Raw genomic sequence first — 24,730 nt, forward strand, 5'->3', positions numbered from 1 at the left:
TCCTCATCTCGCTATGCTGCCGCCGTCAACCTCTCCCCGGCAATCCTGTAGGAAATCGCTTCGGCGAGATGCAAACGGCCGACTGTCGGTTTGTCGTCGAGGTCGGCGAGGGTGCGGGCGACCTTGAGGACGCGGTGGTAGCCGCGGGCGGAGAATTTCATTTTATCGGCGGCGTCGCGCAGGAGCTGCAGGCCGGCGGCGTCGGGTTCGGCGAGTTTTTCGATCATCGCGGTGGAGCAGCGGGCATTGGTGCCGATGCCCTTGGCGCCGGCGGCTTCGAAGCGCTCTTGCTGGAGTTCGCGGGCGCGGGCGACGCGGCGGGCGACGTCGGCGCTGGCCTCGGCCGCCATCGGCCGGATGAGGTCGGCGGCTGAGACGGCGGGCACGTCGATGCGGATATCGATGCGGTCCATCAGCGGCCCGGAGATGCGGGCCTGGTAATCGCTCATGCAGCGCGGGCCGCGGGCGCAGGTGTGGCCGGGCTCACCGGCCATGCCGCAGCGGCAGGGGTTCATCGCCGCGATCAGCTGGAATTTCGCCGGATAGGAGACGCGGTGATTGGCGCGGGCAATGACGCATTCACCGCCTTCGAGCGGCTGGCGCAGCGCATCGAGCGCCTGCGGCGTGAATTCGGGAAACTCGTCGAGGAACAGCACGCCGTGATGGGCAAGCGAGGCTTCGCCCGGCCGGGCGCGTATACCGCCGCCGACAAGCGCGGCCATGGTGGCGGAATGATGCGGAGTGCGGAAGGGCCGGCGATCGGAAAGCTTGCCGCCGGTGAGCTGGCCGGCGATCGAGTGAACCATCGACACTTCAAGCAGTTCGGCGGGCGAAAGCGGCGGCAAGATCGAGGGCAGCCTTGCCGCCAACATCGACTTGCCGGAACCGGGAGGCCCGACCATCAAGAGGTTGTGACCGCCGGCTGCCGCCACTTCGAGGGCGCGCTTGGCGCTTTCCTGGCCCTTGATCTCGGCAAGATCCGGCAGGTTGGCGGCATTGGCGCGGATCGACGGTTCCGGCCTGGAGAGCACCTGCGTGCCGCGGAAATGATTGGCAAGGGCGATCAGGCTGCGCGGTGCGAGAACATCGACCTCGGCGCCGGCCCAGGCGGCTTCGGCTCCGCTTTCGGCCGGGCAGATCAGCCCCTTGCCGAGCGCATTGGCGCCGATGGCGGCCGGTAGCGCGCCTGCGATTGCGGCGATCGTGCCGTCGAGATTGAGTTCGCCGACGACGACATAATCCGAGAGCGCATCGGCAGGAATGGCGCCGAGGGCAGCCATCAGGGCCAGCGCGATCGGCAGATCGAAATGCGAGCCTTCCTTCGGCAGATCGGCCGGCGCCAGGTTGACGGTCACCCGTTTGCCCGGCAGCGCCAGGCCGGAAGCATGAAGGGCGGCCTGCACGCGCTCGCGGCTTTCGGCCACCGCCTTGTCGGGCAGGCCGACGATCTGCATGCCGACCTTACCAGGCGCGATCATGACCTGAACCTCGACCGGCACGCCTTCGATGCCCTGGAATGCTACCGTACTGACACGCGCGACCATATGCCCACCCTTGTCCCGCAAACTCTTAGAGACCGCCCCGTGGCCGTTGAAAGCCAGCGGTTGCAATCTGGCACCGACGCAGGACTAAAACAAGAACAATAAAAGAACGCAGGCAGATAATCAGCAGCGAGCGCGGTTGTACCCGATCGCAGCCTCAGCCACGCTTGCGCTCGATCGCGCCCCAGAGCAGGGCCGCGATATCGGCGCCACCGAACTTCCGGACCTCGCGGATGCCTGTGGGCGAAGTGACGTTGATCTCGGTCATGTAATCGCCGATCACGTCGATGCCGACGAGCAGGAAGCCACGTTCCCTGAGCGCCGGGCCGATGCGCTCGCAGATTTCCTTTTCGCGCGCCGTCAATTCGGTCGCCTCAGCACGGCCGCCGACATGCATGTTGGAGCGGCTGTCATGCTCGGCCGGCACGCGATTGATGGCGCCGGCAAATTCGCCGTCGACGAGGATGATGCGCTTGTCGCCCTTGCGCACGTCGGGCAGATATTGCTGGGCGATGAAGGGCTCGCGGAAAAGCTGGCCGAACATTTCCAAGAGCGAAGAGAGATTGCGGTCGTCGCGGGTGGAATGGAAGACGCCGGCGCCGCCATTGCCGTAGAGCGGCTTCAGGATGATGTCGCCCATCTCGTCGCGGAAGCGGCGGATTTCGGCGGGATCCTTGGTGATCAGCGTCTTCGGCATCAGGTCGGAGAATTCGGTGACGAAGATCTTCTCCGGCGAATTGCGCACCCAGGCCGGATCGTTGACGACGAGCGTCTTCGGGTGGATGCGCTCGAGCAGATGCGTCGAGGTGATATAGGCCATGTCGAAGGGCGGATCCTGGCGCAGCAGCACCACATCCATGGTCGAGAGATCGACGCGCTCGGGCGCGCCAAGCTCGAAGTGATCACCCTTGACGTCGCGCAGCACCATCGGCTCGACGCTGGCAAAGAGCTTGCCATCGCGGAAGCTCAGGCGCTCGGGGGTGTAATGGAAGAGCCTGTAGCCGCGCGATTGCGCTTCCAGGCTCATGGCGAAGGTGGAGTCACCTGCGATATTGATGCCGGCGACATGATCCATCTGGACCGCTACATTGGTGATCTTGGCCATTTCCGTCCCTCGCTGAATGCCGGACAGATGTAGGTCGGCCCGGCATCAAACGCAACGGTCATCGAAGGCTTGCGGCGGTCGCAATTTTCAGGCGGCGATGCCCTGGCTGCCGCCGTTGCGCAGCATGTTGCGCAGACGGTAGACGATCGCCAAAGGCTTCGGGAAAGGCTTGCGCAGGAAGGCGACCTTGCGGACGTAAGTGTCGACCTGCCAGCTCGCCCAGGTTCCACCTGCGAAAAAGGCGACGTCGCCGGTGCACAGGGTCCGTTCCGTGCCATCCTCGGCGGTGATGTGGACCTCGCCTTCGAGGATCATCACGGTCTCGTCCCAGCCGAAATACCAGCGGAATTCGCCCGCCGTGCAGTCCCAGATCGCCGTCAGCGACGCCTCGTCATGGCCGCGCGAATGTTCGGCGGTGCGGGCTTCAGGATTGCCGCTGATGATCCAGTCGGGATTGATCGGCGTCGATTTCAGCGGCAGGTGGCCGCTCGCATGCGCGACGAAGGATTTCCCGGCCGGCTTCAGAGCGATATAAGGCACCGAGCGCGCAGCCATGCCGACCGCACTTGCAAGCATCATCTTCCAGGCCATGCAACAACCCCCGATTCTTAATCCCTACCGCGGTGGTGGGTAGCAGAGAGAGGTAAGGAGCTCGTTCAACGCGGGACTAAAATTTTAACAATCCGGCAACTCGACAGCGCCGCAAGTCCTCAGAAGGCGTCGGGAAAGTGCCGCGGCAGCCGACCGGGCATGACCGCGACGATGTCGTAGCGCTGGGAAAGGCGAGCTTGATCCGCCTGACGGGCAAGCCAGAGATCGCTTGCCGCCCGGATCCGCTTCTGAGCGCCGATGGAGACGGCGTCGATGGCCGCAGCCTCGCCATGGCGGGCCTTGACCTCGACGAAGACGGCGAGATCGCCCTTGCGGGCGACGATATCGATCTCGCCGAGCCTGGTGCGGTGGCGCAGCGCCAGGATGCGGTAGCCCTTCAGCATCAGGAAGGCGGCGGCGATATATTCCGACATGCGGCCGCGGCGCAGCGCTTTCCGCTTGGTGGCGGTGAGGTCTTTATCGCCCATTGCCGCTCTTCATCTCCAGCAGGCGCTGGTAGAGCGCCTTGCGCGGCAGGCCGGTGAGACGGGCGGCCTCGGTCGCTGCCTTTGCCGTCGGCATCGACATCGACAGGTCCGCAAGCACGGCGTCGACATCGGCCTCGGACGTTTCGGCCGGCTGCGGCGGACCGACGACGAGGACGATCTCGCCCCTGACATTTTCCACCTGCTGGTAGTGGGCGGCAAGTTCGGCCAGCGTGCCGCGGCGGAATTCTTCATAGGTCTTGGTCAATTCGCGGCAGACGCAAGCCGTCCGAGCCGGGCCGAGCACATCGGCGGCGGCAAGAAGCGTCGCACCGATGCGATGGGGCGATTCAAAAAAGATCAGCGTCGCCGGGGCTGCAGCCAGTTCGCCGAGACGATCGCGGCGGGCCTTGTCCTTGGCCGGCAGAAAGCCGGCAAAGAGGAAGGCGTCGTTCGGCAGGCCGGAACCGACCAGGGCGGCGAGTGGCGCCGAGGCGCCCGGAATGGGAATGACGCGGTAACCGGCGGCAATTGCCTGCCGGGCCAATCGGTAGCCGGGATCGGAGACGAGCGGCGTGCCGGCATCGGACACCAGCGCCACCGAGCGGCCGGCTTCCAGCGCCTGGATGAGCCGCGGACCGGCTTCGTCGGCATTGTGCTCGTGGTAGGCGAAGGGACGGTTCTGGATGCCGTAGCGGTCGAGCAGAACGCGGGTGACACGCGTATCCTCGCAGGCGAGCACGTCGGCGCCGGCCAGCGTCTCCAGTGCGCGCAGCGTGATGTCGCCGAGATTGCCGATGGGGGTCGCGACCAGATAGAGCGCCGGTTCCAGCGGCCGCGCCGGCACCGCCATGTTGTGCAGGCGGAAGCTTCGCCGGCCGGCGTTCTCCGCTGTGGTTTGCTCGTTCATGCCATTTGCCTTCGTCCCGACGGTCCTTCGCCCCTCATCGGGCCTTTATGGGCGAGCGGCGCCGCTTCGGCAAGGGTTGGGATTTCTGTGAGGATTGCTCCGGAAAACCTGAAATGCGGGGGCTCAGCCGTCCATGCCTCTTGCCATCCAATGCTGAAGTCTGCCATTTTGCCCGTCCACTCCCCCGACCTAAATCGGGAAAGCATTCTTCGGGCCTTCGATGCGCCCGGGCAGTCACGGTCGAAAGCGGTAGCATCCCATGCGTATTACTATTGAGCGGTCAAACCTTCTGAAATCGCTGAACCACGTCCACCGTGTGGTCGAACGTCGCAACACGATCCCGATCCTGTCCAACGTACTGCTCAAGGCCGATGGCCAGAACCTCGACATGAAGGCAACCGACCTCGACCTCGAAATCACCGAGGCGACGCCGGCAAGCGTCGAGCAGCCTGGCGCCACCACCGTTCCCGCCCACCTTCTCTACGATATCGTGCGCAAGCTTTCCGATGGCGCCGAAGTGCTGCTGGCGACCAGCACCGACGGCGGCTCGATGACCGTCCAGTCCGGCCGCTCGAAATTCTCGCTGCAGTGCCTGCCGGAATCCGATTTCCCGGATCTGACCGCCGGCACCTTCACGCATTCCTTCAAGCTGAAGGCGACCGATCTGAAGATGCTGATCGACCGCACCCAGTTCGCGATCTCGACGGAAGAGACGCGTTATTATCTGAACGGCATCTTCTTCCACACGATCGAGAGCAATGGTGAGCTGAAGCTCAGGGCGGTCGCGACCGACGGCCACCGGCTGGCCCGCGCCGATGTCGACGCGCCGTCGGGCTCCGAGGGCATGCCCGGCATCATCATTCCACGCAAGACGGTCGGGGAACTGCAGAAGCTGGTCGACAATCCGGAAGCGATCGTCACCGTCGAAGTTTCAGACGCCAAGATCCGCATGACGATCGGCTCGATCGTCATGACTTCGAAACTGATCGACGGCACCTTCCCCGATTACCAGCGCGTCATCCCCACCGGCAACGACAAGGAAATGCGCGTCGATTGCACGACCTTCGCCCAGGCCGTCGACCGCGTCTCGACGATCTCCTCCGAGCGCGGACGCGCCGTGAAGCTGGCGCTTTCCGAAGGGCAGCTGATGCTGACCGTCAACAATCCGGATTCCGGCAGCGCTACGGAAGAAGTCGCCGTCGGCTACGACACGGATGCGATGGAAATCGGCTTCAACGCCAAATATCTGCTCGACATCACCGCGCAGCTTTCCGGCGAGGAAGCGATCTTCCTGCTGGCGGATGCCGGCTCGCCGACGCTGATCCGAGACACCGCCGGTGACGACGCGCTCTACGTCTTGATGCCGATGCGCGTCTGACGGAACGAAGGCGGCCGCTTCCGGTTTTCCTCCTGTCAAACAGGAGGTTCCAGGATGAAAAAGACGGGAGCGGTGCGCATCGGCATTTCCGGCTGGACCTATGCGCCCTGGCGCGGGAAATTCTATCCGGAAGGCCTACCGCAGAAGCAGGAGCTTTCCTACGCCGCCCGTCACTTCCGTTCGATCGAGATCAACGGCACCTTCTACGGATTGCAGAAGCCCGAAAGTTTCGGCCGCTGGCGGGACGAAACGCCTGATGATTTCGTCTTTGCGGTCAAGGGCCCGCGCTTCCTCACCCATGTGCGGCGACTGAAGGAGATCGAGGCGCCGCTTGCCAATTTCTTCGCCTCGGGCCTGCTCAGGCTCGGCCCCAAGCTCGGGCCGATCCTCTGGCAATTCCCAGCCAACATGGTCTTCGATCCGGATCGTTTCGAAAATTTCCTGTCGTTTCTGCCGCATGATCATGATGCGGCGATCACGCTTGCCAAGCGGCATGACGAGCGGCTCAAACAGCCCTGGCTCAAAAGCGACGGACACCAGCCGATCCGCCATGCGTTCGAAATCCGCAACGACAGCTTCCGCTCAGCCGAGTTCATCGAGATGCTCCGGCGGCACAAGGCGGCGCTGGTCTGCGCCGATACAGTGAAATGGCCGCTGCTGATGGATATCACTGCCGACTTCATCTATTGCCGCCTGCATGGATCCGAACAGCTCTATGTCAGCGGCTATGAAGACCAAGCACTCGATCTATGGGCCGAGCGCATCCGGGCCTGGGCACAGGGCGGAGAACCAGAGAATGCGACGCGGATAGTTGCGCCACTGCCGGCGGGAGCCAAGGGTCGCGACGTCTATCTTTATTTCGACAACACCGATAAGAAACTTCGCGCCCCTGTCGACGCCGGCCATTTGAGCGAAAGACTTGCCGACCTCATGCCTCATTCCCAGCGAAAGGCCGCATGAGCTGTTGATGCCGATGTCCTCTTTGCGAAAATCCTTGTCCCGGGAGCGACAAGCAGCATATTAAGACAGTCGATCAACGTGCGGATGGGTGGAGAATGCGCTTACGGGTCAAGGTGAAGGAACACCTCGGGAAGAGATTTGATGAGGAAATCCGCTTCTTCCGGGGCATGATGCAGGGGCCGAAGACGGTGGGCTCGATCGTGCCGACCTCTTCGATTACCGCCAAGCGCATGGCCAGCGTCATCGATATGCATTCGGGGCTGCCGGTGCTGGAACTCGGCCCGGGCACGGGGGCCATCACCAAGGCCATCCTCGGCCGGGGCGTGAAACCGGAAAATCTCGTGGCAATCGAATATTCGACGGATTTCCACCAGCATCTGCTGCGAACCTATCCCGGCGTGCACTTCATCAACGGCGATGCCTTCGATCTCAAGACCACGCTCGGCGACTACAGCGACCGGACATTCGATTGCGTCATCTCCTGCATTCCGCTGTTGAATTTTCCAATGGCGATGCGCGTCTCGCTGCTCGAAAGCCTGCTCGACCGCCTGCCTGTCGGCCGACCGGTGGTGCAGATTTCCTACGGCGCGATTTCGCCGATTGCCGCCAATCCCGATCGTTATCACATACAGCACTTCGATTTTGTGATGCGCAACATCCCGCCGGCGCAGCTCTGGATCTACCGGCGCGGCTGAGATGTTCGGGCTCTATGTCACCCATCCGCAAGTCAGAATCGATGCGAATGTTCCCGTGCCGAAATGGGGGCTTTCCGATGTCGGCGCGGCGCGAGCGCGCAAAGCTGCCGAGAGCGACTGGGCCAGACGGCTGACCCGCATCGTCTCCAGCGAGGAGACGAAGGCGATCGAAACGGCCGAAATCCTGGCGGCAGCCTCCGGCATCAGCGTCGAGATCGTCCACGGCATGCACGAGAACGACCGTTCGGCCACCGGTTTCCTGCCGCCGCCGCAATTCGAAGAGGCGGCCAACTGGTTCTTTGCCCATCCGGAACAAAGCTTCCGGGGCTGGGAGCGCGCCGTCGACGCGCAGGCCCGCATCGTCGCTGCGGTAAAGGCCGTTCTCGCCATGCATGATCCGGCCGCACCGATCGCCTTCGTCGGCCATGGCGGCGTCGGCACGCTGCTCAAATGCCATCTGGCGGGCCGGCCGATCGCCCGCGACCGCGACCAACCGGCCGGCGGCGGCAATCTCTATGCTTTCGGCCTTGCGGATCTCGGCCTAACATGCGACTGGACGCCCATCGAAGACTGGCGGGGGTGACTTCACATGGACGCACGCGAGCGGTTGATCGTCGGCCTGGATGTACCAACGATCGGCGAGGCGGAAAGACTGGTTTCCACGCTCGGCGACGACATTCTCTTTTATAAGATCGGCTATCAGCTGGTCTTTGCCGGCGGTCTCGAATTCGCCCGCGACCTTGCCGCCGGCGGCAAGAAGATCTTTCTCGACATGAAGCTGCTCGACATCGACAACACAGTCGCGTCAGGCGTCGAGAATATCGCCAAGATGGGCATGTCGATGCTGACGCTGCATGCCTATCCGAAGGCGATGAGAGCGGCAGTGGAGGCGGCGGCCGGCTCCGGCCTCTGTCTGCTCGGCGTCACCGTGCTGACCTCGATGGATGCCGAGGACCTTGCCGAGGCCGGCTATAGCCAAGACCCGCACAGCCTGGTGCTCAGCCGCGCCGGGCAGGCCCGCGCCGCCGGCATGGGCGGCGTCGTCTGCTCGGCGGCGGAGGCGGCCGAAGTGCGGGAGATCGTCGGTCCCGACATGGCGATCGTCACGCCCGGCATTCGCCCGACCGGCAGCGACAAGGGCGACCAGAAGCGGGTGATGACGCCTTTCGACGCGCTGAAGGCGGGATCAACCCATCTCGTCGTCGGCCGGCCGATCGTCAAGGCGCCCGATCCGAAAGAGGCGGCCCAAGCCGTCCTCAACGAAATGGTGGGCGCGCTCTGGCCGGCAAACCGCTGAATTCAAGAGCACAAGGGAGAAGATCATGGCCAAGGCATATTGGATCGCCCGCGTCGACGTTCGTGACGCCGAGCGCTACAAGGATTATGTGGCGGCGGCCAAACCGGCCTTCGAAAAATACGGCGCGAATTTCCTGGCGCGCGGCGGCGCCATCACCGAGCTCGAGGGCAAGGCGCGCACCCGCAATGTCGTGATCGAATTCCCGTCGATGCAGCATGCGGTCGACTGCTATAATTCGCCGGAATACCAGATCGCCGCCAAAATCCGCCAGGAAGTGGCCGATGCGGAAATGGTCGTCGTCGAAGGCGTCTGAGCGCCTTCGCACCCGCAAAACTCACGGCGCAATGGGCCTTCCCGTCGCGCCGGGATTGGGCTAAGACGGTGCCGATACAGCATCCCGCACAGCCTTTCGAGGAGCCTGCCATGACCCTTGCCAACCTGCCACCGCTCGTCACCGTGTTCGGAGGCTCCGGCTTCGTGGGCAGACATGTGGTGCGGGCGCTCGCTAAGCGCGGCTATCGCATCCGGGTCGCCGTACGCCGGCCCGATCTCGCCGGCTTCCTGCAGCCGCTCGGCAATGTCGGCCAAATTTCTTTCGTGCAGGCGAACCTGCGCTATCGCAACTCGATCGACCGTGCCGCCGAGGGCGCCAGCCACGTCGTCAACTGCGTCGGTATTTTGCATGAGACCGGCCGGAACACCTTCGATGCGGTGCAGGAATTCGGCGCACGCGCAGTTGCCGAAGCGGCGCGCAATGCCGGCGCGACCCTCACCCATATTTCGGCCATCGGCGCCAATGCCGATTCCGATTCGGCTTATGGCCGCACCAAAGGCCGCGCGGAAGCGGCCATCCTCTCCATCAAGCCTGATGCGGTGATCTTCCGTCCGTCGATCGTCTTCGGACCGGAGGACAGCTTCTTCAACAAGTTTGCCGACATGGCCCGCATGTCGCCTGTCCTGCCGCTGGTCGGCGGCGGCAAGACGAAATTCCAGCCTGTTTATGTCGAGGACGTCGCCGAGGCGGTCGCCCGCGCCGTCGACGGCAAGGTTGCCGGCGGCAAGATCTATGAACTCGGCGGACCCGAGGTGCTGAGCTTCCGCGAATGTCTCGAGATGATGCTGAAGGTGACGAGCCGCAAGAACCCGCTGGTGTCCCTGCCCTTCGGTCTGGCTTCGCTGATCGGCAGCATAGCCTCGCTGATCCCCTTCGTGACACCGCCGATCACGCCGGACCAGGTGCGCCTGCTCAAGCGCGACAACGTCGTATCCCCAGAAGCCGAGGCGGAAGGCCGCACATTGAAGGGCCTCGGCATTACGCCGACCATGCCGGCATCGGTGCTCGGCTCCTACCTCGTGCAGTACCGTCCGCACGGCCAGTATACCGGCTCCGGCAAGGCCGCCTGACCATCTTTCCCGAGGAACGATAACGCCGTCCGCCGGTCCTGCGGGCGGCGTTTTGCTTTGCCGCAGCACCTTTACCGTTGCGGCGTCCTGAACGGTGTGCGACGCCGCCATGCCGGCGCAAGCTCAGCCTGTTTTCCTGCCGGCTATAGCGAGCAGCGTTGCATAAAAGGCGCAGCGGAAATTTTGTGGAATTAACACCAAATTTAGCAGGAACGTTTATTGCTATTTGTCATTCCACTGACTACCAAACCCCGCGTCTTCCAACGGACTCAATGTCTGCGAAGGCGTGCGACAATCACTGTGAAAGGCATTACTCGATGGGCAAGTCAATCGCGCTCCTTTTTGCGTGTGCGGCGCTGATTATCATGGCAGGCTCTTTCGTTGCGCCCGGTTCGGTCGCGGCGGTCAAGGGCGACTGCTCGCCGGCCTACGGCGTCGATCCTTGCTCGACGGCTTCGATCAGCCATTGACGAAAAGGCCGGCACCTTGCGCCGGCGTCTACGAAGACAAGCAGTCGGGAACGCCGAACAAAGCGTTTCCGCAATGAAGGCTCGGTATTGCCAGCTTCGAAGCGGCGACGAGCGTCCTTCCTCTCAAGACAGATGTGAAAACTCGACGCTTGGCGGCCGAGCGGGTATTCGTGCGCCCGATTCCGACGGGCAATGCATTCGCGCCGGGAGTTGCGCGAATGCATTTGCAGGTGCCTCAGGCGATCATACCCGTTGCGGCCATGCCGAGCAGCAAGACGCCGAGAATGATGCGGTAGACGGCAAACAGCGTGAAGCGGTTGCTTCTGATATAGGCGAGCAGCCATTTGACGGCGATGAAAGCGACGATCGTGGAGACCACGAAGGCGATGGCGAGCGCCGTCCAGTCTTCACCTGCCGCGCCGCCGTCCTTGAAGGTCTTCAGCAGTTCATAGCCGCTTGCGGCATACATTGTGGGGATGCCGACGAGAAAGGCGAATTCGGTCGCCGCGGCGCGATTGCCGGTGCCGGCCAGCAGGGCGACGAAAATCGTGGCGCCGGAACGTGACGTACCCGGAAAGACGCCGGCAACGATCTGGGCGATGCCGACCAGGATGGCAACAAGCCAGGTGATCTGCTTATGCGGCGGCCGGCGCGCGGCGGCCCATTCGGCAAAGATCATCCAGATGCCGCCGATGATGAGCGCCCAGGCGATCGGCGTCGCGGTCTCGGGAAGTTCGAAGCCGAGCTTCTTGACGACGAGGCCGAGGATAGCGGTGATGAGAAATGCGACGATCAGCTTGGCGGCATAGTCCCGATTCTCAGGCTCGCGCCAGCCGAGCACCAGATCCAGCAGGCGGCGCCAATAGATGATGGTGACGGCAAGGATGGCACCCGCCTGAATGACGATATTGAACATGTCCGACCGATGGCCGAGCCATTGCTCTGCAATGATGAGATGGCCGGTGCTCGAGATCGGCAGAAACTCGGTGATCCCCTCGATGACACCGAGAATGGCGGCATTGATATAGTCCATAAATTGTCTCCGGTTTAAAGATCGTTCGGATCGAGCCTTTCCTGCTGGAAATTCTCTGAGCTGCGTCTGAACCGATCAGGCAGCCGTTATCCTCGTAGGCACGATGTGTGTTTTGTCCCTTGTCAGATGGCGTGAAAGCCGATTCGCTTGTATTGGCCGGGCCAAACTCCTATAGCTTCAACCAATGAGTCATGACTAAGGCGCTATAAACGAGCTGCCACACAGTCCTGTAACAGCAATCATAAAGCCCGAGTATCGATGCCCACGCTTTATCATCATCCCATGTCCTCCGCATCTCGCTTCGTCCGGCTGATCCTGGCGGAATACGGCTATCAGGCGGATCTGATCGAAGAGCAGACATGGGAGAAGCGCCGGGATTTCCTGGCGCTCAATCCGGCCGGTACGCTGCCGGTCTATGTCGACGACAGCATGCGTGCGCTCTGTGGCGCGAGCGTCATTTCCGAATATCTCGACGAGACGCACGGGGTCTTGAAGCGCGACCGGCGACTGCTCGCCGAGGACCCATTCCAGCGGGCGGAAATCCGCAGGCTGACCGAATGGTTCATGCAGAAGATGGAAAACGACGTGACGAAGCCGCTCGCCCGTGAGCGTGTCTACAAGTTGCAGATGACATCAGATCAGGGTGGCGGAGCGCCGGATTCGAAGATTTTGCGCACGGCCCGCGCGAATATCCGCCAGCATATGCGTTATCTCACCTGGCTTGCCGGCTCGCGCCAATGGCTGGCGGGCGACCGGATGAGCTATGCCGATCTCGCCGCCGCCGCCTCGGTCTCAATCCTCGATTATCTCGGCGAGATCGAGTGGGCCGAAGCCCCCGTCGTCAAGGAGTGGTATCAGCGGCTGAAATCGCGCCCCTCTTTCCGGCCGATGCTGACGGAGCGCGTGCGCGGCCTGACCCCCGTTTCACACTATGCCGATCTGGATTTCTGACGAGGGCTCTTCATGCCCGAAGCTTATAGAGATGACAAAGAGCGGCGGCGCCGCGACAATTTGACCGAGTTCGTCAGGACGGAATCTGCCGCCAAGGGCTTCGATCTCTGCCGCATCACCCGCCCGGATGCGATTCCTGAAGCGAAGCAGCGCCTCGGCCAGTTCATCGATGCCGGGCGCCACGGGACAATGGAGTGGATGGCGGAGACGCGCGAGCGGCGCGGCGATCCCCTGACACTCTGGAGCGAGGTGCGATCCGTCGTTGTCTTCGGCCTCAACTACGCCCCGGAAGAAGATCCGCGCGGCATCCTCGACAAGCCGGACAAGGCGGCCATCTCCGTTTATGCCCGCAACCGCGATTATCACGACATCATCAAGGGCCGGCTGAAGGAGATCGCCACGCGTTTTGCGGCGCGGGCCGGTGCCGATGTGAAGGTCTTCGTCGATACTGCGCCCGTCATGGAAAAGCCCTTAGCGGCGGCGGCGGGCCTCGGCTGGCAGGGCAAACATACCAATCTCGTCAGCCGCACGCACGGCTCCTGGCTGTTTCTTGGCAGCATGTTCACCACTGCCGATCTTGCCGTCGACGCGCCGGAGACCGATCATTGTGGCTCCTGCCGCGCCTGTCTCGATGTCTGCCCGACGGCTGCCTTCCCCGCGCCCTATCAGATCGATGCGCGACGCTGCATCTCCTATCTCACCATCGAGCACAAGGGGCCGATAGACCCCGATCTCAGGCCGCTGATCGGCAATCGCATCTATGGCTGTGACGACTGTCTTGCCGCCTGCCCCTGGAACAAGTTCGCGGTCTCCGCTTCCGAAATGAAGCTCAAGGCCCGCGAAGATCTGCAGGAGCCGTCGCTCACCTTTCTGCTGACGCTCGACGACGCCGCCTTCCGCGCCTTTTTCAGCGGCTCGCCGGTCAAGCGGATCGGCCGCGACCGCTTCATCCGTAATGTGCTGATCGCCGCCGGAAATTCCGGCGAGACGGCGCTCATTGCGCAATGTCGCGAACTCGCCGGCGATGCCGCCCCGGCGGTGCGCGGCATGGCGGTCTGGGCGCTTTCCCGGCTGATGGAGGCTGGCGAATTCTCGGCCTTTGCCGCACAAAGGACTGATGAGAGCGACGACGATGTGCTGCACGAATGGCGGCTGGCGGGAGTGGGCTGATGCATGTGATGATCTTTGGCTGCGGTTATTCCGGCACGGCGATTGCGAAGGCCTTCGCCAGCCAGGGCGTGCGCGTTTCCGGCACCACGCGTTCGGCCGAGAAGCTCGAGGCGCTGCGAGCCAACGGGATCGAAGCCTTCCTCTTCGATGGCGAGACAATGGGAGACGAGCTGAGCCGCGCTCTTGAGAGCGTCACCCACCTCGTGCAATCGATCGCCCCGGGAAAGGCCGACCCGCTGCTGCGGCTGTTGGGCGAAGACAGCGCCCGTTTCCTGCCCCGGCTCGAATGGATCGGCTATCTCTCCACCGTCGGCGTCTATGGCGATCACCAGGGCGCATGGATCAACGAGGAAACACCTTGCGTGCCTGTCTCCGGACGCTCGAAGGAGCGGCTCGAGGCGGAAGAAGGCTGGCTAGCAATGGGCCGCAAGCGTGGCGTTCCCGCGGCGGTGCTGCGTCTTTCCGGCATCTACGGGCCGGGGCGCAACGCCTTCTGCAATCTCGAAAAGGGCACGGCGCGGCGGCTGATCAAGAAGGACCAGGTCTTCAACCGCATCCGCGTCGAGGACATCGGCGCGGCGGCGCGCTTCCTGTCGGAGCGCGGCCTCGGCGGCATCTATAATGTCACCGACGACCGGCCCGGGCCGCCGCAGGACGTGATCGTCGAGGCGGCACGGCTGATGGGCGTCGAACCGCCGCCGGAACAGGCTTTCGAAACTGCCGAACTGACCCCGATGGCGCGCTCCTTCTACGGCGAGAACAAGCGGGTTTCCAATGCGAGACTGAAGGCGGCCGGTTTCGGATTCTCCTTCCCGAACTACCCGATGTCGCTTGCACAATTGTGGCAGGACGGACGCTGGCGCGGTTAGATCCGGGCGGTCAGAGTCATCACTCAAAATGAGTAGGAAATTCCTACTTTCCGCAACTCTACGAACAATTCTCGCCGCATCTTATGGTTAACAGCCTTTGAATTTGCTCAAATGTGGCAGCAAATATGGCGAAGGCAGAAAAAAAAATTTCGTGATTTCCGTGAGAACCGCGCCACCTGAAACTTCGTCGGAAAATTCATTTGAATTTTGGCTGATTCCATTGGGTTTTTTCTACGTGCGGCCGCACGAGGCAAATTCCGAAATTTTATCAATAGCATCACAAATATTACGCACTGTAACATTCCGTGATCTCACGCGGCACTTTTTTGCCATTTTTCGACGGATTTAAGCCCCGCCGCCTGTAAGGGCGCGCGTTCAATAGTTGAGGGATACTTCGTTTTGAAGAAAATCAGCCGTTCTATTATCGCTGCCGCAACTATTGCAGCCTTCTCTTCCATGCTTCCGGCGGAAGGTTTTGCTGCAAATGGCTGCGGCGGTGCTTCATGGTACGCTCTTCACTCCAAAACTGCTTCCGGAGAACGTATGAACCCCGCCGTCTTGACTGCCGCGCATCGTTCGCTCGCATTCGGCACCAAGGTGAAGGTCACCAACCGCAACAATGGCCGCACCGTCGTCGTCCGCATCAATGATCGCGGTCCGTTCATCCGCGGCCGTGTGCTGGATCTGTCGCGCGCCGCCGCACAGAATATCGGCATGGTGAGCTCCGGCACGGCGAAGGTCTGCTACCAGGTGATCAGCTAAGCCCGGAGCTTGCACCGCCTGCGCCGTCAGCGGCGCTTGCTCTTGCCGCCAATCGCGGTTACCACGCGGTTGAGACTTGTGAACAATCCACCCCGCGACTGTCGCGGCTGACCGGATCCTTCGCAGGCATGGCAACAGGAGACTTGTGAATGCGTCTGGGCGGCCGCCTCGAAGGGGCGATTTCTGTGCTCGCGGACATCGATGCCCGCAAGCGGCCTGTCGCCGACGCGCTGAAGGACTGGGGCCTCGCGCACCGCTTCGCCGGTTCCGGCGATCGTGCGGCGATCGGCAACATCGTCTACGACGCTTTGCGCATGCGGCTTTCCCATGCTTGGCTGATGGATGACGACAGCGCTGCGGCCATTGCCCACGCCGTCATGTTCCGTCAATGGGGCTTTACCCCAGACGGTCTTGCCGCCGAACTCGCCGACGACAAGTTTGCGCCGGCGCCACTTTCACCCGAGGCCGCAACCGCCTTTGCGAGCCGCTCGCTCGACGATGCGCCACCGCATATCCGCGGCGATATTCCCGAATGGGTCCAATCCTCCTTCGAACAGGCTTTCGGTACGGGCTGGCTCGCCGAAGCACAGGCGCTTGCTGCCCGCCCGACGCTCGATCTGCGCGCCAACATCCTGAAGGCTTCGCGCGACAAGACGGTCAAGGCGCTCGAAAGAGCCGGCGCGCATGCGGCGAAGATCGCCCGCTACGGCATCCGGATTGCCGCCGGAGAAGGCGCCTCGCGCCTGCCAAACGTGACAGCCGAGCTTTCGTTCCAAAAGGGCTGGTTCGAAGTTCAGGACGAGGGTTCGCAAATCGTCGCCGATCTGGTGCTGGCGCGCGAGGGCGAACAGATCCTCGATTATTGCGCCGGCGGCGGCGGCAAGACGCTCGCCATGGCGGCCGCCATGCAGAACAAGGGCCAGGTTCACGCCTATGACGCCGACCGCAAACGGCTGGCGCCGATCATCGAGCGGCTGAAGCGGGCGGGCACGCGCAATGTCCAGGTGCATGACGACGCCAGGGGACTCTCCGGCCTTGCCGGGCGTTGTGACAAGGTGCTGGTCGACGCGCCCTGCACCGGCACCGGCACATGGCGCCGCCGCCCCGATACGAAATGGCGGCTGACGGCGAAGAACCTCGATGAACGCACCGCCCAGCAGCAGGACGCGCTGGCGCAGGCGAGCGGATTCGTCAAACCGGGCGGCGAACTGATCTATGTCACCTGCTCGGTGCTGCCTCAGGAAAATGAGGAACAGGTGCGCCGCTTTACGGCCGGGAACCCTGGTTTTGAGATCGTCAGCGCCCTGCCCGTCTGGGACGGCCTGTTCGGAAAACAGGCGCCGCGTCCGCACTCTTCCGACGGTCTGACGGTGACGCTGACGCCCGCCTCCACCGACACGGACGGCTTCTTCTTCTGCCGCATGCAGCGCAAGGGCTGACGCCCCCGCGACAGCCGCTGACTGGAGCTTGCCGTTTCGGCGGCATGAAGGTGGTGATTTTCAGCCAAATGGGCCTGAAAAAACCAGCGTGTGCTGGCCCGCGCCCTTCTTAAAATCATTCCAAACTAGAGCGTTTGACACCAGTTTACTTTTGCGCGAAGAGACGGAGCCCGACGGAAGATCCGTCACAGGAGAGGATTATGAAGCTCAACAGCAAATTCCGCGCAGCCGTGCTGGCGATTGCCCCCGCAGCCCTGCTCGCCCTTCCCGCGCAGGCCGCGACCGATGCTAGCGCCGTGGTGAAACATTATGCCGAGGTGGCGCACGCCAAATACGAGGACTCACTGACGACTGCCAAGGCGCTCGATACCGCCATCGACGCTTTCCTGAAGACGCCGACCGACGAGACGCTCAAGGCCGCCCGGGATGCCTGGATCAAGGCGCGCGTCCCCTACCAGCAGACCGAAGTCTATCGTTTCGGCAATCCGATCGTCGACGACTGGGAAGGCAAGGTCAACGCCTGGCCGCTCGATGAAGGCCTGATCGATTATGTCGATCCTGCCTACGGCACCGAGAGCGACGAAAACTCGCTTTATGTCGCGAACGTCATCGCCAACAAGACGATCAAGATCGACGGCAAGGATGTCGACGCCTCCAAGCTGACGCCCGAATTCCTCTCCGGCACGCTCGCCGAGGCCGGTGGCATCGAAGCCAATGTCGCGACCGGTTACCACGCCATCGAATTCCTGCTCTGGGGCCAGGATCTGAACGGCACCGGTCCCGGCGCCGGCAACCGCCCGGCCACCGATTACGACCTCAAGAACTGCACGCACGGCAATTGCGACCGCCGCGCCGAATATCTGAAGTCCGCCTCCACCCTGCTCGTTTCCGACCTCATGGAAATGGCCGACAACTGGAAGCCGGACGGGGCTGCAACGAAGAACGTCGAAGCCGATCCGAAGGCCGGCCTCGTCGCGATCCTGACCGGCATGGGTTCACTCTCCTATGGCGAGCTTGCCGGCGAGCGCATGAAGCTCGGCCTGCTGCTGCACGATCCGGAAGAAGAGCATGATTGCTTCTCCGACAATACCTACAATTCGCATCTCAACGACGCCATCGGTATCGCCGCCGCCTACACCGGCAACTACACCCGCGTCGACGGCACCAAGCTCAGCGGCCCGTCGCTGCACGACCTCGTCGCCGCCAAGGATAAGGCGCTCGATGCCGAGATGGACGGCAAGCTCAACAAGACGCTCGATGCGATGAACGCCATGGCCAAGCGCGGCGAGACGGTCGAGAAGTACGACCAGATGATCGCCGAGGGCAACAAGGAAGGCAACGCCGTCGTGCAGGCCGCCATCGACGGGCTGATCGACCAAACGAAATCGATCCAGCGCGTTATTGCCGCACTCGATCTCGGCGCCGTTCAGCTTGAAGGTTCCGACAGCTTGGATAATCCTAACGCCGTCTTCAAATAAGCAAAAAGGCGGGCCGCTTCGACAGCCGGAGCGGCCCAGACTCTGAAATGTCGCATGCCTCGGCCCGCCGATTGATTGCCAGCGCAACGCTCTGCGCCATGCTTGCCGGATTCTCGGCAACCATCGCCGCCGGCTTCGATCTGCTGACGAAACGCACCGACCTTACCGAGACCGATCTCGAACGCGTTGCCGACGTCACCCGGCCGACCGCGGATTTTTCCAAGGCCGAACAATATGAAGCGATGCAGGCGGGGGCTACGACCTCGATCGATCCGGTCACCGAAGACAGCTTTTCGCATATTTCGGCCAATATCCCCTTCGAGAAAGAGCAGAATTTCAAGCTCGGCAATGCGCTGTTCCGCAAGCTCTGGGTCTCCGCGCCCTCCTCGACGCAAGCCTCCGATGGCCTCGGGCCGCTGTTCAACGCCCGCTCCTGCATGAGTTGTCATGTCAATGACGGCCGCGGTAAGCCGCCGGAAGGCGGTCCGAGCGCCGTCTCGATGTTCCTGCGGCTTTCCCGCGCGGCCAGAACACCCGAGGAAGAAAAGGCGATCGCGGGTGCGGATATCCTCAATTTTCCCGATCCGGTCTATGGCCACCAGCTGCAGGATCTTGCCGTGCCCGGGCTTGCCGCCGAAGGCCGCATGGCGATCACCTATGACGAAGAGACGGTGACCCTCGGCGGTGGCGAGACCGTGTCGCTGCGCCGGCCGCACTACAGGGCGACGAACCTCGCCTATGGGCCGCTCGATCCGGCGACGACCATTTCGGCGCGTGTTGCCCCTGCGATGATCGGCCTCGGGCTGATCGAGGCGATCCCCGAGGCCGATATCCTTGCCCATGCCGATCCCGACGATGCCGATGGCGATGGCATATCAGGCAAGGCGGCGATCGTGCGCGACCACCGCAGCGGCAAGATTTCGCTCGGCCGGTTCGGTTGGAAGGCGCAGAATGCTACGGTGCGCGACCAGAATGCGGACGCCTTCGCCAATGATATCGGTATTTCGACGCCCGACCACCCGAAAGCGCATGGCGACTGCACCGAGGCGGAAAAGAAATGTCAGGCAATGCCGACTGGGGTGCAGAAACGGCTGGGCGCAGAAGAAGCGCCGGGGCCCATTCTCGATCTCGTGACCTTCTATTCGGAAAACCTGGCCGTTCCGGCGCGGCGCAAAGCGAGCTTTTCCGAGACGCTGCGGGGCAAGCGGATTTTCTACGAAACCGGCTGCATTTCCTGCCATGTACCGAAATTCGTCACCCGCCGGGATACGGTGAACAAGGCGCAATCCTTCCAGCTGATCTGGCCCTATTCCGACTTTCTCCTGCACGACATGGGCGAGGGTCTGGCCGACGGGCAACAGGTCGGGCTTGCAAGCGGACGTGAATGGCGCACGCCGCCGCTATGGGGTATAGGACTGACCCGGACGGTCAGCGGACACAGCTTTTTCCTGCATGACGGCCGTGCGCGGGACCTCACCGAGGCGATTCTCTGGCATGGCGGCGAAGCTGAAAAAGCCCGCAACGCTTTCTCCTCCCTGTCCAAAGACGACAGGGAGGCACTGATTACATTCCTGGAGTCACTTTGATGCGCCTTTGGCACCCCCTGCTCTGCCTCACTCTGATCAGCCTCGCCACATCGGCGGCCGCTGAGACCGCCGCTCCTCCGGCAGAGCTGAACGAGGATGCCGTTCCCGCCGTCATGCAGCGCGCCGTCGACGAGGTGATCCGTCCCGGCTATCGCAACATGCAGCAATCGGCCGCGCGGCTGACGACGGCGATGAAGGATCTCTGCGACGGCGGTACGCAGCAAACGCTCGACAAGGCGAAATCGGCCTTCGACGACACGATCCGCTACTGGTCGATCATCGAGATCGTCCAGACCGGGCCCGTCATCCAGGACAATCTCTTCGAGCACATCCTGTTCTATCCCGACCGCAAGGGTGTCGGCTTGAAGCAGGTGCAGGCGCTGATCGCCAAGGCCGATCCGAAGGACGCGACCGTCGATGCCATCGCCGGTAAGAGTGTGGCGCTGCAGGGCCTGACAGCGCTGGAATATGTGCTCTACGGCAACGGCTCGGAGGACCTCGTCAAGCAGAAGGGCGGATTCCGCTGCCTTTACGGCGCAGCGGTCGCCGGCAATATCCAGCGTGAGGCCGGCGAAGTCGTTGCCGCCTGGGAAAAGCCCGATGGCGTGCAGGCGAGCTGGAAACATCCGGGCCCGCAGAGCAATGATTTCATGGACAACAAGGAAGCCGTGACCGCACTGCTCGGCATTCTCGTCCACGGTGCGGAGAATGTCCGCGATCAGCGGCTGGAGCAGTTCTACAAGGGCAAGGACGCCGCGCCCCGCCCGCGCATGGCCATCTATTGGCGTTCGAAAAACACCTGGAAATCGATGGCTGCCAATCTGGAAGGCCTGCGCACGCTCTGGCAGAAGGCCGGCATGGCCGAGCTTCTGCCGGCTGACAAGCGGTCGGTTGCCGCCTCGATCGACGCGGATTTCAAATCGCTGCTCGACAGCGTGCCGAAGCTCAATCCCGAAATCGACGTCGCCGTGAGCGGTGCCGAGAAGGCCAAGCTCGATGCGCTGCTTGCCGACAGCCGCCAGCTGATTACCAGAATAAGCGACGAATATGGCTCGGCCATCGGCCTTTCGGCCGGCTTTTCCTTTTCGGACGGAGACTGAAGCGATGATACGAAGCACCACGATCGATCGACGCAGCTTCGTCAAGGCGGCAGGGATCGCCTTCCTTGCGGCCTTGACGCCAAGGTCGCTGATGGCGTTGGAGCGCTCGGACGCCGTCTATGCCTCGGGCATTCGCGCCGCCGACGGCTCCTTTGCCATCGCGACGGTGACGGAGCGCGGCGAGATCATCGATCAGGTGACGCTTCCCGCCCGAGCTCACGGCATGGCCTTCAGCGCCGCCACCGGCAAGACCGTCGCCTTTGCGCGCCGGCCCGGCACCTATGCGATGATCTTCGATCCGCGGAATAGGGGCGAGCCGATCGTCATCAACTCCCGGGAAGACCGTCATTTCTACGGCCACGGTGTCTTCTCGCCCGATGGCCGCATTCTCTACGCCAGCGAGAACGATTTCGACGGCAATCGCGGCATGATCGGCATTTACGACGCGACCGACCGTTTCACCCGCATCGGCGAATTCGAGACCTACGGCATCGGCCCGCACGACATGACCGTTTCCGATGACGGACGCCTGCTCATCGTTGCCAATGGTGGCATCGAGACGCATCCGGACTTCGGCCGCACCAAGCTCAATCTCGGGGCGATGCAGCCGTCGCTTGTCCTGATCGATGCGGCGACGGGAGCGTTGATCGAAAAACATGTGCTGCCGGCCGAATGGTCACAGCTGTCGACCCGCCACGTCGACCTCGACGGCGAGGGCCGCATCTGGTTCGCCTGCCAGTACGAGGGCCACCGCAAGGACCTGCCGGCGCTCGTCGGCCATTTCGCCAAGGGCGAGGATCTTTCCTTCATCGACCTGCCGGAGGAGACGACGCGCAGGCTTGCCAATTATGTCGGGGCGATCGCCGTCAATCGCAGCGAAGGCCTCGTCGGCATCACCTCCCCGAAAGGCGGCGCCTCGGTGACGATCGACGGGAGGACGGGCAGGGTGCTGGCCGAGACGGCAATTGCGGATGCAGCGGGCATCGCGCCGGCAAAAGAGGGCTTTGCCGTCTCCTCCTATGATGGCGACTTCCTGTCGACCCGCAGCGACGTTGCCTGGGATCAGCACATCGTTCGGATCTCTCAGCCGACGCGCGCATAGGCCTTCTGCTCGGCACTGATCGCCGACGCCGCAGCCCTTGCCGCTTCATGCAGCCATTCGCTCCCGCGCACCCGCAGATCGTCCAGGATCGCCACCGCCGCCGCCGGATCATCGGAATGGCAGTTGGCGATTTCGAAGCCCATCAGTTCGAGCATCGTCGGCGCCAGCAGGATTTCCGGGTGCTTGTCGATCTCGATCTTGCGGCTGTTCGGCGAGAGCCGGCGCACGAGGATACGCCTGGAGACGTTATAGTGGGGATCGGCAGAGCGCGCCCGGCCGCCGGCGATCTTGCCCGCATGGATCGCTACGTCCTTCGGTCGGTGGCGAAGCGACCATGCCGACGGCAGCAGCGCCTTCGCCTCCCGCAACACGGGCCCGCCCCGCCATTCGGCATAGGCGACGAACCGCGGTCGGCCGAGGCTGCCGGTGCCGGCGCTGCGCGGCTTGGCCGTGAAAGGGCCGGATCCGGGCGGCAAGGCGCCGGTGAGCGCCTCGATATAGGCCTCAGGCGCCGGCTTTTTCCCCACCGGCAGCGTCTCGTATTTCTCCCAGAATTCCCGGCGTTCGGCATTCGGCAGCACCAATGCCTTGCGCAGCCATTTGTAGTCGCGATCGAGGATGACGGACAGCGGATTTTCAAGCCTCCTGCGATAGCCGGCGAGGATCAGTTCGCCGATCATGCGAACGGACGGGCCTTTGTCGCCGCGCGCCAGGATGGCGCTTGCCGCCAGACGAACGAGGTCGAGCGCATAAGGCATGACCGCCGCGTCGTCGAAATCATTGACGCCCCAGACGAGCCGACCCTCGACATCGCGCCAGGTGCCGAAATTTTCCAGATGCGTATCGCCGATCGCCAGCACTTCAGGCGCGCCGGCGAGGTCCTGGCAGATGTCGAGGATTGTTTCGCACCAGCGCCAATAGGTGGCGCGCAGGAAGGCGAACGCGTTGTCGCGCATCTTCCTGTGCTTCTCCCGGAGGTCCTTCTTGACGAGATCGTCGCCGAGTTCGCCGCCCAGCCAGTCCTCGAAATTCCGGACCGATTGCGATATCGTCGTCATGCCGCCGATGCTCCATCCTTTCGAGTTTGGACGCGAGAATACGCGCTGCGCGCGAAGCTGCAATCGCCATTGCACGAGGCGGGCGGCGCTGGCGAAGCAGGTTTGTGCAACGACGGCACGGCGAAAGGTTGCCCCGGCGACACGGTCTGCGGTTTCCGGCAGCGTCACGGCGGGATTTCGGCAACGTCCAGCTTGTCGAATCCGGCCCGTCATGCCACTTTCCCGGCTTCGAGAGGGGTAGCCATGAGCGAGACTGACAAGGGCGATTTCCGCGCGCGAATCCGCCGCAATTTTGCGCGCCAGGCGGCGATGCAGACGATCGGCGCAGAGCTGACGCGCGTCGAACACGGCGTCGTCGAGATCGAGCTTCCCTTCGACGTCAAACTGACACAGCAGCACGGCATCCTGCATGCGGGCATCATTTCGGCGGCGCTGGATTCGGCCTGCGGCTTTGCGGCCTACAGCCTCATCGACCCCGAAGCCTCGATCCTGACGATCGAGTTCAAAGTCAACCTCATGTCGCCGGGGCGTGGCGAGCGTTTCCTGTTTCGCGGGGAAATCACGAAACCCGGCTCCACCATCATCGTCGCCGACGGGCGAGGCTACGCGATCAGCGACGGGCCGGCGAAACTGATCGCCTCCATGACAGGAACGATGATGGTCATCCGCGGCAGAGAAGGAATTACGGGATGAAGTTCGAGCTGAAGTCGGTCGCAGGAAAATCCATGCTTTTCGTCATGGCGGCGGAGGCCGAATACGGCTCCTTCCTGCGTTCGCGCATCGAACCCTTGATGACCGGCGTCGGCCCGGTCGAGGCGGCGGTCGCGCTGACCAAGACCTTGGCACGGCTGGATGCGGCCGACGACCTGCCGGATCTCGTAGTTTCGCTCGGCTCGGCCGGTTCGGCGAAACTGGAGCAGACCGAAGTCTATCAGGTGAGCTCGGTTTCCTATCGCGACATGGACGCCTCGCCGCTCGGTTTCGAAAAGGGCCTGACGCCTTTTCTCGACCTGCCTGCGGCGCTCGAGCTGCCGCTGCGCATCCCCGGCATTCCCGAGGCAAGCCTTTCCACCGGCGGCAACGTCATCTCGGGTGCCGCCTATAGCGATATCGACGCCGACATGGTCGATATGGAGACCTATGCGGTGCTGCGCGCCTGCCAGGGCTACAAGCTGCCGCTGATCGGCCTGCGCGGCATTTCCGACGGTGCGGTCGAACTGCAGCATATCTCCGGCTGGACAGAATATCTGCACATCGTCGACCGCAAGCTCTCCTACGGCGTCGACAGCCTGTTCACGGCGCTGGAGGACGGAGTTTTCTGGTTTTAGGGCTCGGCGCCGCGCGCG

At 63.0% G+C, this 24,730-nt stretch carries 27 protein-coding genes; 19 read left to right on the top strand and 8 right to left on the bottom strand.

The window, feature by feature from the left end; translation table 11 throughout:
- Nucleotides 1-11: 11 nt before the first annotated feature.
- From B5E41_RS01325 to rsmI, 5 genes are all read right to left on the bottom strand, one after another.
- Entirely contained in the window at nucleotides 12-1,544 is a 1,533-nt protein-coding gene (locus tag B5E41_RS01325) for a YifB family Mg chelatase-like AAA ATPase (RefSeq protein ID WP_088390437.1), read from the bottom strand.
- A gap of 154 nt (nucleotides 1,545-1,698) precedes the next feature.
- Nucleotides 1,699-2,646: a glutathione synthase gene (gene gshB / locus B5E41_RS01330; RefSeq protein ID WP_088390439.1), complete on the bottom strand. Its 948-nt coding sequence runs from the start codon at nucleotides 2,644-2,646 to the stop codon at nucleotides 1,699-1,701.
- 87 nt (nucleotides 2,647-2,733) lie between these two features.
- Nucleotides 2,734-3,237, bottom strand: coding sequence for a cupin domain-containing protein (locus B5E41_RS01335; protein WP_088390441.1), 504 nt, complete (start codon nucleotides 3,235-3,237; stop codon nucleotides 2,734-2,736).
- Nucleotides 3,238-3,356: 119 nt separating this feature from the next.
- Nucleotides 3,357-3,725, bottom strand: coding sequence for a YraN family protein (locus tag B5E41_RS01340; RefSeq protein WP_064809342.1), 369 nt, complete (start codon nucleotides 3,723-3,725; stop codon nucleotides 3,357-3,359).
- Nucleotides 3,715-4,632, bottom strand: coding sequence for a 16S rRNA (cytidine(1402)-2'-O)-methyltransferase (gene rsmI, locus B5E41_RS01345; RefSeq protein WP_088390443.1), 918 nt, complete (start codon nucleotides 4,630-4,632; stop codon nucleotides 3,715-3,717). Before rsmI ends, B5E41_RS01340 begins: the two co-directional genes overlap by 11 nt.
- A gap of 259 nt (nucleotides 4,633-4,891) precedes the next feature.
- Here rsmI and dnaN point away from each other — a divergent pair, with 259 nt between their 5' ends.
- From dnaN to B5E41_RS31570, 8 genes are all read left to right on the top strand, one after another.
- The gene (dnaN, locus tag B5E41_RS01355; protein WP_064800389.1) at nucleotides 4,892-6,010 is read left to right on the top strand and encodes a DNA polymerase III subunit beta; all 1,119 of its coding nucleotides are present in this window, start codon (nucleotides 4,892-4,894) and stop codon (nucleotides 6,008-6,010) included.
- Nucleotides 6,011-6,064: 54 nt separating this feature from the next.
- Nucleotides 6,065-6,970, top strand: a complete 906-nt coding sequence (locus tag B5E41_RS01360) for a DUF72 domain-containing protein (protein WP_088390445.1) — start codon at nucleotides 6,065-6,067, stop codon at nucleotides 6,968-6,970.
- Nucleotides 6,971-7,065: 95 nt separating this feature from the next.
- Nucleotides 7,066-7,665 (top strand): phospholipid N-methyltransferase PmtA, encoded by a 600-nt coding sequence (gene pmtA / locus B5E41_RS01365; RefSeq protein WP_088390447.1) that lies wholly within the window; start codon nucleotides 7,066-7,068, stop codon nucleotides 7,663-7,665.
- A 1-nt stretch (nucleotide 7,666) separates the two neighbouring features.
- The gene (locus tag B5E41_RS01370; protein ID WP_088390449.1) at nucleotides 7,667-8,248 is read left to right on the top strand and encodes a histidine phosphatase family protein; all 582 of its coding nucleotides are present in this window, start codon (nucleotides 7,667-7,669) and stop codon (nucleotides 8,246-8,248) included.
- A 6-nt stretch (nucleotides 8,249-8,254) separates the two neighbouring features.
- Nucleotides 8,255-8,962, top strand: coding sequence for an orotidine-5'-phosphate decarboxylase (gene pyrF, locus B5E41_RS01375; protein WP_088390451.1), 708 nt, complete (start codon nucleotides 8,255-8,257; stop codon nucleotides 8,960-8,962).
- Between the two features lie 25 nt (nucleotides 8,963-8,987).
- Nucleotides 8,988-9,275: a DUF1330 domain-containing protein gene (locus B5E41_RS01380; protein ID WP_011423697.1), complete on the top strand. Its 288-nt coding sequence runs from the start codon at nucleotides 8,988-8,990 to the stop codon at nucleotides 9,273-9,275.
- 110 nt (nucleotides 9,276-9,385) lie between these two features.
- Nucleotides 9,386-10,366 carry a complex I NDUFA9 subunit family protein gene (locus B5E41_RS01385; RefSeq protein WP_088390453.1) on the top strand — a complete coding sequence of 327 codons (981 nt, stop codon included), beginning with the start codon at nucleotides 9,386-9,388 and terminating at the stop codon, nucleotides 10,364-10,366.
- Nucleotides 10,367-10,683: 317 nt separating this feature from the next.
- A complete protein-coding gene (locus tag B5E41_RS31570) occupies nucleotides 10,684-10,836 on the top strand; it encodes a hypothetical protein (protein WP_041678526.1) in 153 nt (50 codons plus the stop codon).
- Nucleotides 10,837-11,071: 235 nt separating this feature from the next.
- On the opposite strand, the gene B5E41_RS01395 is transcribed toward B5E41_RS31570, so the two are convergent.
- Nucleotides 11,072-11,869 (bottom strand): undecaprenyl-diphosphate phosphatase, encoded by a 798-nt coding sequence (locus B5E41_RS01395; RefSeq protein WP_088390455.1) that lies wholly within the window; start codon nucleotides 11,867-11,869, stop codon nucleotides 11,072-11,074.
- Between the two features lie 258 nt (nucleotides 11,870-12,127).
- Here B5E41_RS01395 and B5E41_RS01400 point away from each other — a divergent pair, with 258 nt between their 5' ends.
- The 3 genes from B5E41_RS01400 to B5E41_RS01410 are packed head-to-tail and all read left to right on the top strand — an operon-like array spanning nucleotide 12,128 to nucleotide 14,859.
- Nucleotides 12,128-12,820: a glutathione S-transferase family protein gene (locus B5E41_RS01400; protein WP_088390457.1), complete on the top strand. Its 693-nt coding sequence runs from the start codon at nucleotides 12,128-12,130 to the stop codon at nucleotides 12,818-12,820.
- Nucleotides 12,821-12,832: 12 nt separating this feature from the next.
- Nucleotides 12,833-13,990 carry a tRNA epoxyqueuosine(34) reductase QueG gene (gene queG, locus B5E41_RS01405; protein ID WP_088390459.1) on the top strand — a complete coding sequence of 386 codons (1,158 nt, stop codon included), beginning with the start codon at nucleotides 12,833-12,835 and terminating at the stop codon, nucleotides 13,988-13,990.
- Entirely contained in the window at nucleotides 13,990-14,859 is an 870-nt protein-coding gene (locus tag B5E41_RS01410) for an SDR family oxidoreductase (protein WP_088390461.1), read from the top strand. The genes queG and B5E41_RS01410 overlap by 1 nt, the downstream gene beginning before the upstream one ends.
- 311 nt (nucleotides 14,860-15,170) lie before the next feature.
- Here B5E41_RS01410 and B5E41_RS31575 read toward each other — a convergent pair whose 3' ends face one another.
- Entirely contained in the window at nucleotides 15,171-15,317 is a 147-nt protein-coding gene (locus B5E41_RS31575; protein WP_176439314.1) for a hypothetical protein, read from the bottom strand.
- Here B5E41_RS31575 and B5E41_RS01415 point away from each other — a divergent pair.
- The 6 genes from B5E41_RS01415 to B5E41_RS01440 all read left to right on the top strand — a co-directional run bounded on the left by B5E41_RS01415 (nucleotide 15,259) and on the right by B5E41_RS01440 (nucleotide 22,326).
- A complete protein-coding gene (locus B5E41_RS01415) occupies nucleotides 15,259-15,621 on the top strand; it encodes a septal ring lytic transglycosylase RlpA family protein (RefSeq protein WP_064800378.1) in 363 nt (120 codons plus the stop codon). The genes B5E41_RS31575 and B5E41_RS01415 overlap by 59 nt on opposite strands.
- 149 nt (nucleotides 15,622-15,770) lie before the next feature.
- Nucleotides 15,771-17,060 (top strand): RsmB/NOP family class I SAM-dependent RNA methyltransferase, encoded by a 1,290-nt coding sequence (locus B5E41_RS01420; RefSeq protein ID WP_088390463.1) that lies wholly within the window; start codon nucleotides 15,771-15,773, stop codon nucleotides 17,058-17,060.
- A 200-nt stretch (nucleotides 17,061-17,260) separates the two neighbouring features.
- On the top strand, nucleotides 17,261-18,538 hold the full coding sequence (locus B5E41_RS01425; RefSeq protein ID WP_088390465.1) for an imelysin family protein: 1,278 nt from the start codon (nucleotides 17,261-17,263) through the stop codon (nucleotides 18,536-18,538).
- 47 nt (nucleotides 18,539-18,585) lie between these two features.
- Complete coding sequence (locus B5E41_RS01430) at nucleotides 18,586-20,124, top strand: di-heme oxidoreductase family protein (RefSeq protein ID WP_088390467.1); 1,539 nt, start codon at nucleotides 18,586-18,588, stop codon at nucleotides 20,122-20,124.
- Nucleotides 20,124-21,224 carry an imelysin family protein gene (locus B5E41_RS01435; protein ID WP_088390469.1) on the top strand — a complete coding sequence of 367 codons (1,101 nt, stop codon included), beginning with the start codon at nucleotides 20,124-20,126 and terminating at the stop codon, nucleotides 21,222-21,224. The genes B5E41_RS01430 and B5E41_RS01435 overlap by 1 nt, the downstream gene beginning before the upstream one ends.
- Before the next feature lie 4 nt (nucleotides 21,225-21,228).
- On the top strand, nucleotides 21,229-22,326 hold the full coding sequence (locus B5E41_RS01440) for a DUF1513 domain-containing protein (protein WP_088390471.1): 1,098 nt from the start codon (nucleotides 21,229-21,231) through the stop codon (nucleotides 22,324-22,326).
- Here B5E41_RS01440 and B5E41_RS01445 read toward each other — a convergent pair.
- Entirely contained in the window at nucleotides 22,308-23,384 is a 1,077-nt protein-coding gene (locus B5E41_RS01445) for a DUF2252 family protein (protein ID WP_088390755.1), read from the bottom strand. The two genes, B5E41_RS01440 and B5E41_RS01445, sit on opposite strands and share 19 nt — an antisense overlap.
- 243 nt (nucleotides 23,385-23,627) lie before the next feature.
- On the opposite strand from B5E41_RS01445, the gene B5E41_RS01450 reads away from it, so the two are divergent.
- Both B5E41_RS01450 and B5E41_RS01455 read left to right on the top strand, forming a co-directional pair.
- Entirely contained in the window at nucleotides 23,628-24,077 is a 450-nt protein-coding gene (locus B5E41_RS01450) for a PaaI family thioesterase (protein WP_088390473.1), read from the top strand.
- The gene (locus B5E41_RS01455) at nucleotides 24,074-24,712 is read left to right on the top strand and encodes a 5'-methylthioadenosine/S-adenosylhomocysteine nucleosidase (protein WP_088390475.1); all 639 of its coding nucleotides are present in this window, start codon (nucleotides 24,074-24,076) and stop codon (nucleotides 24,710-24,712) included. The genes B5E41_RS01450 and B5E41_RS01455 overlap by 4 nt, the downstream gene beginning before the upstream one ends.
- Nucleotides 24,713-24,730: the final 18 nt, after the last annotated feature.

The organism is Rhizobium esperanzae (assembly GCF_002204185.1).
Classification (GTDB): Bacteria; Pseudomonadota; Alphaproteobacteria; order Rhizobiales; family Rhizobiaceae; genus Rhizobium; species Rhizobium esperanzae.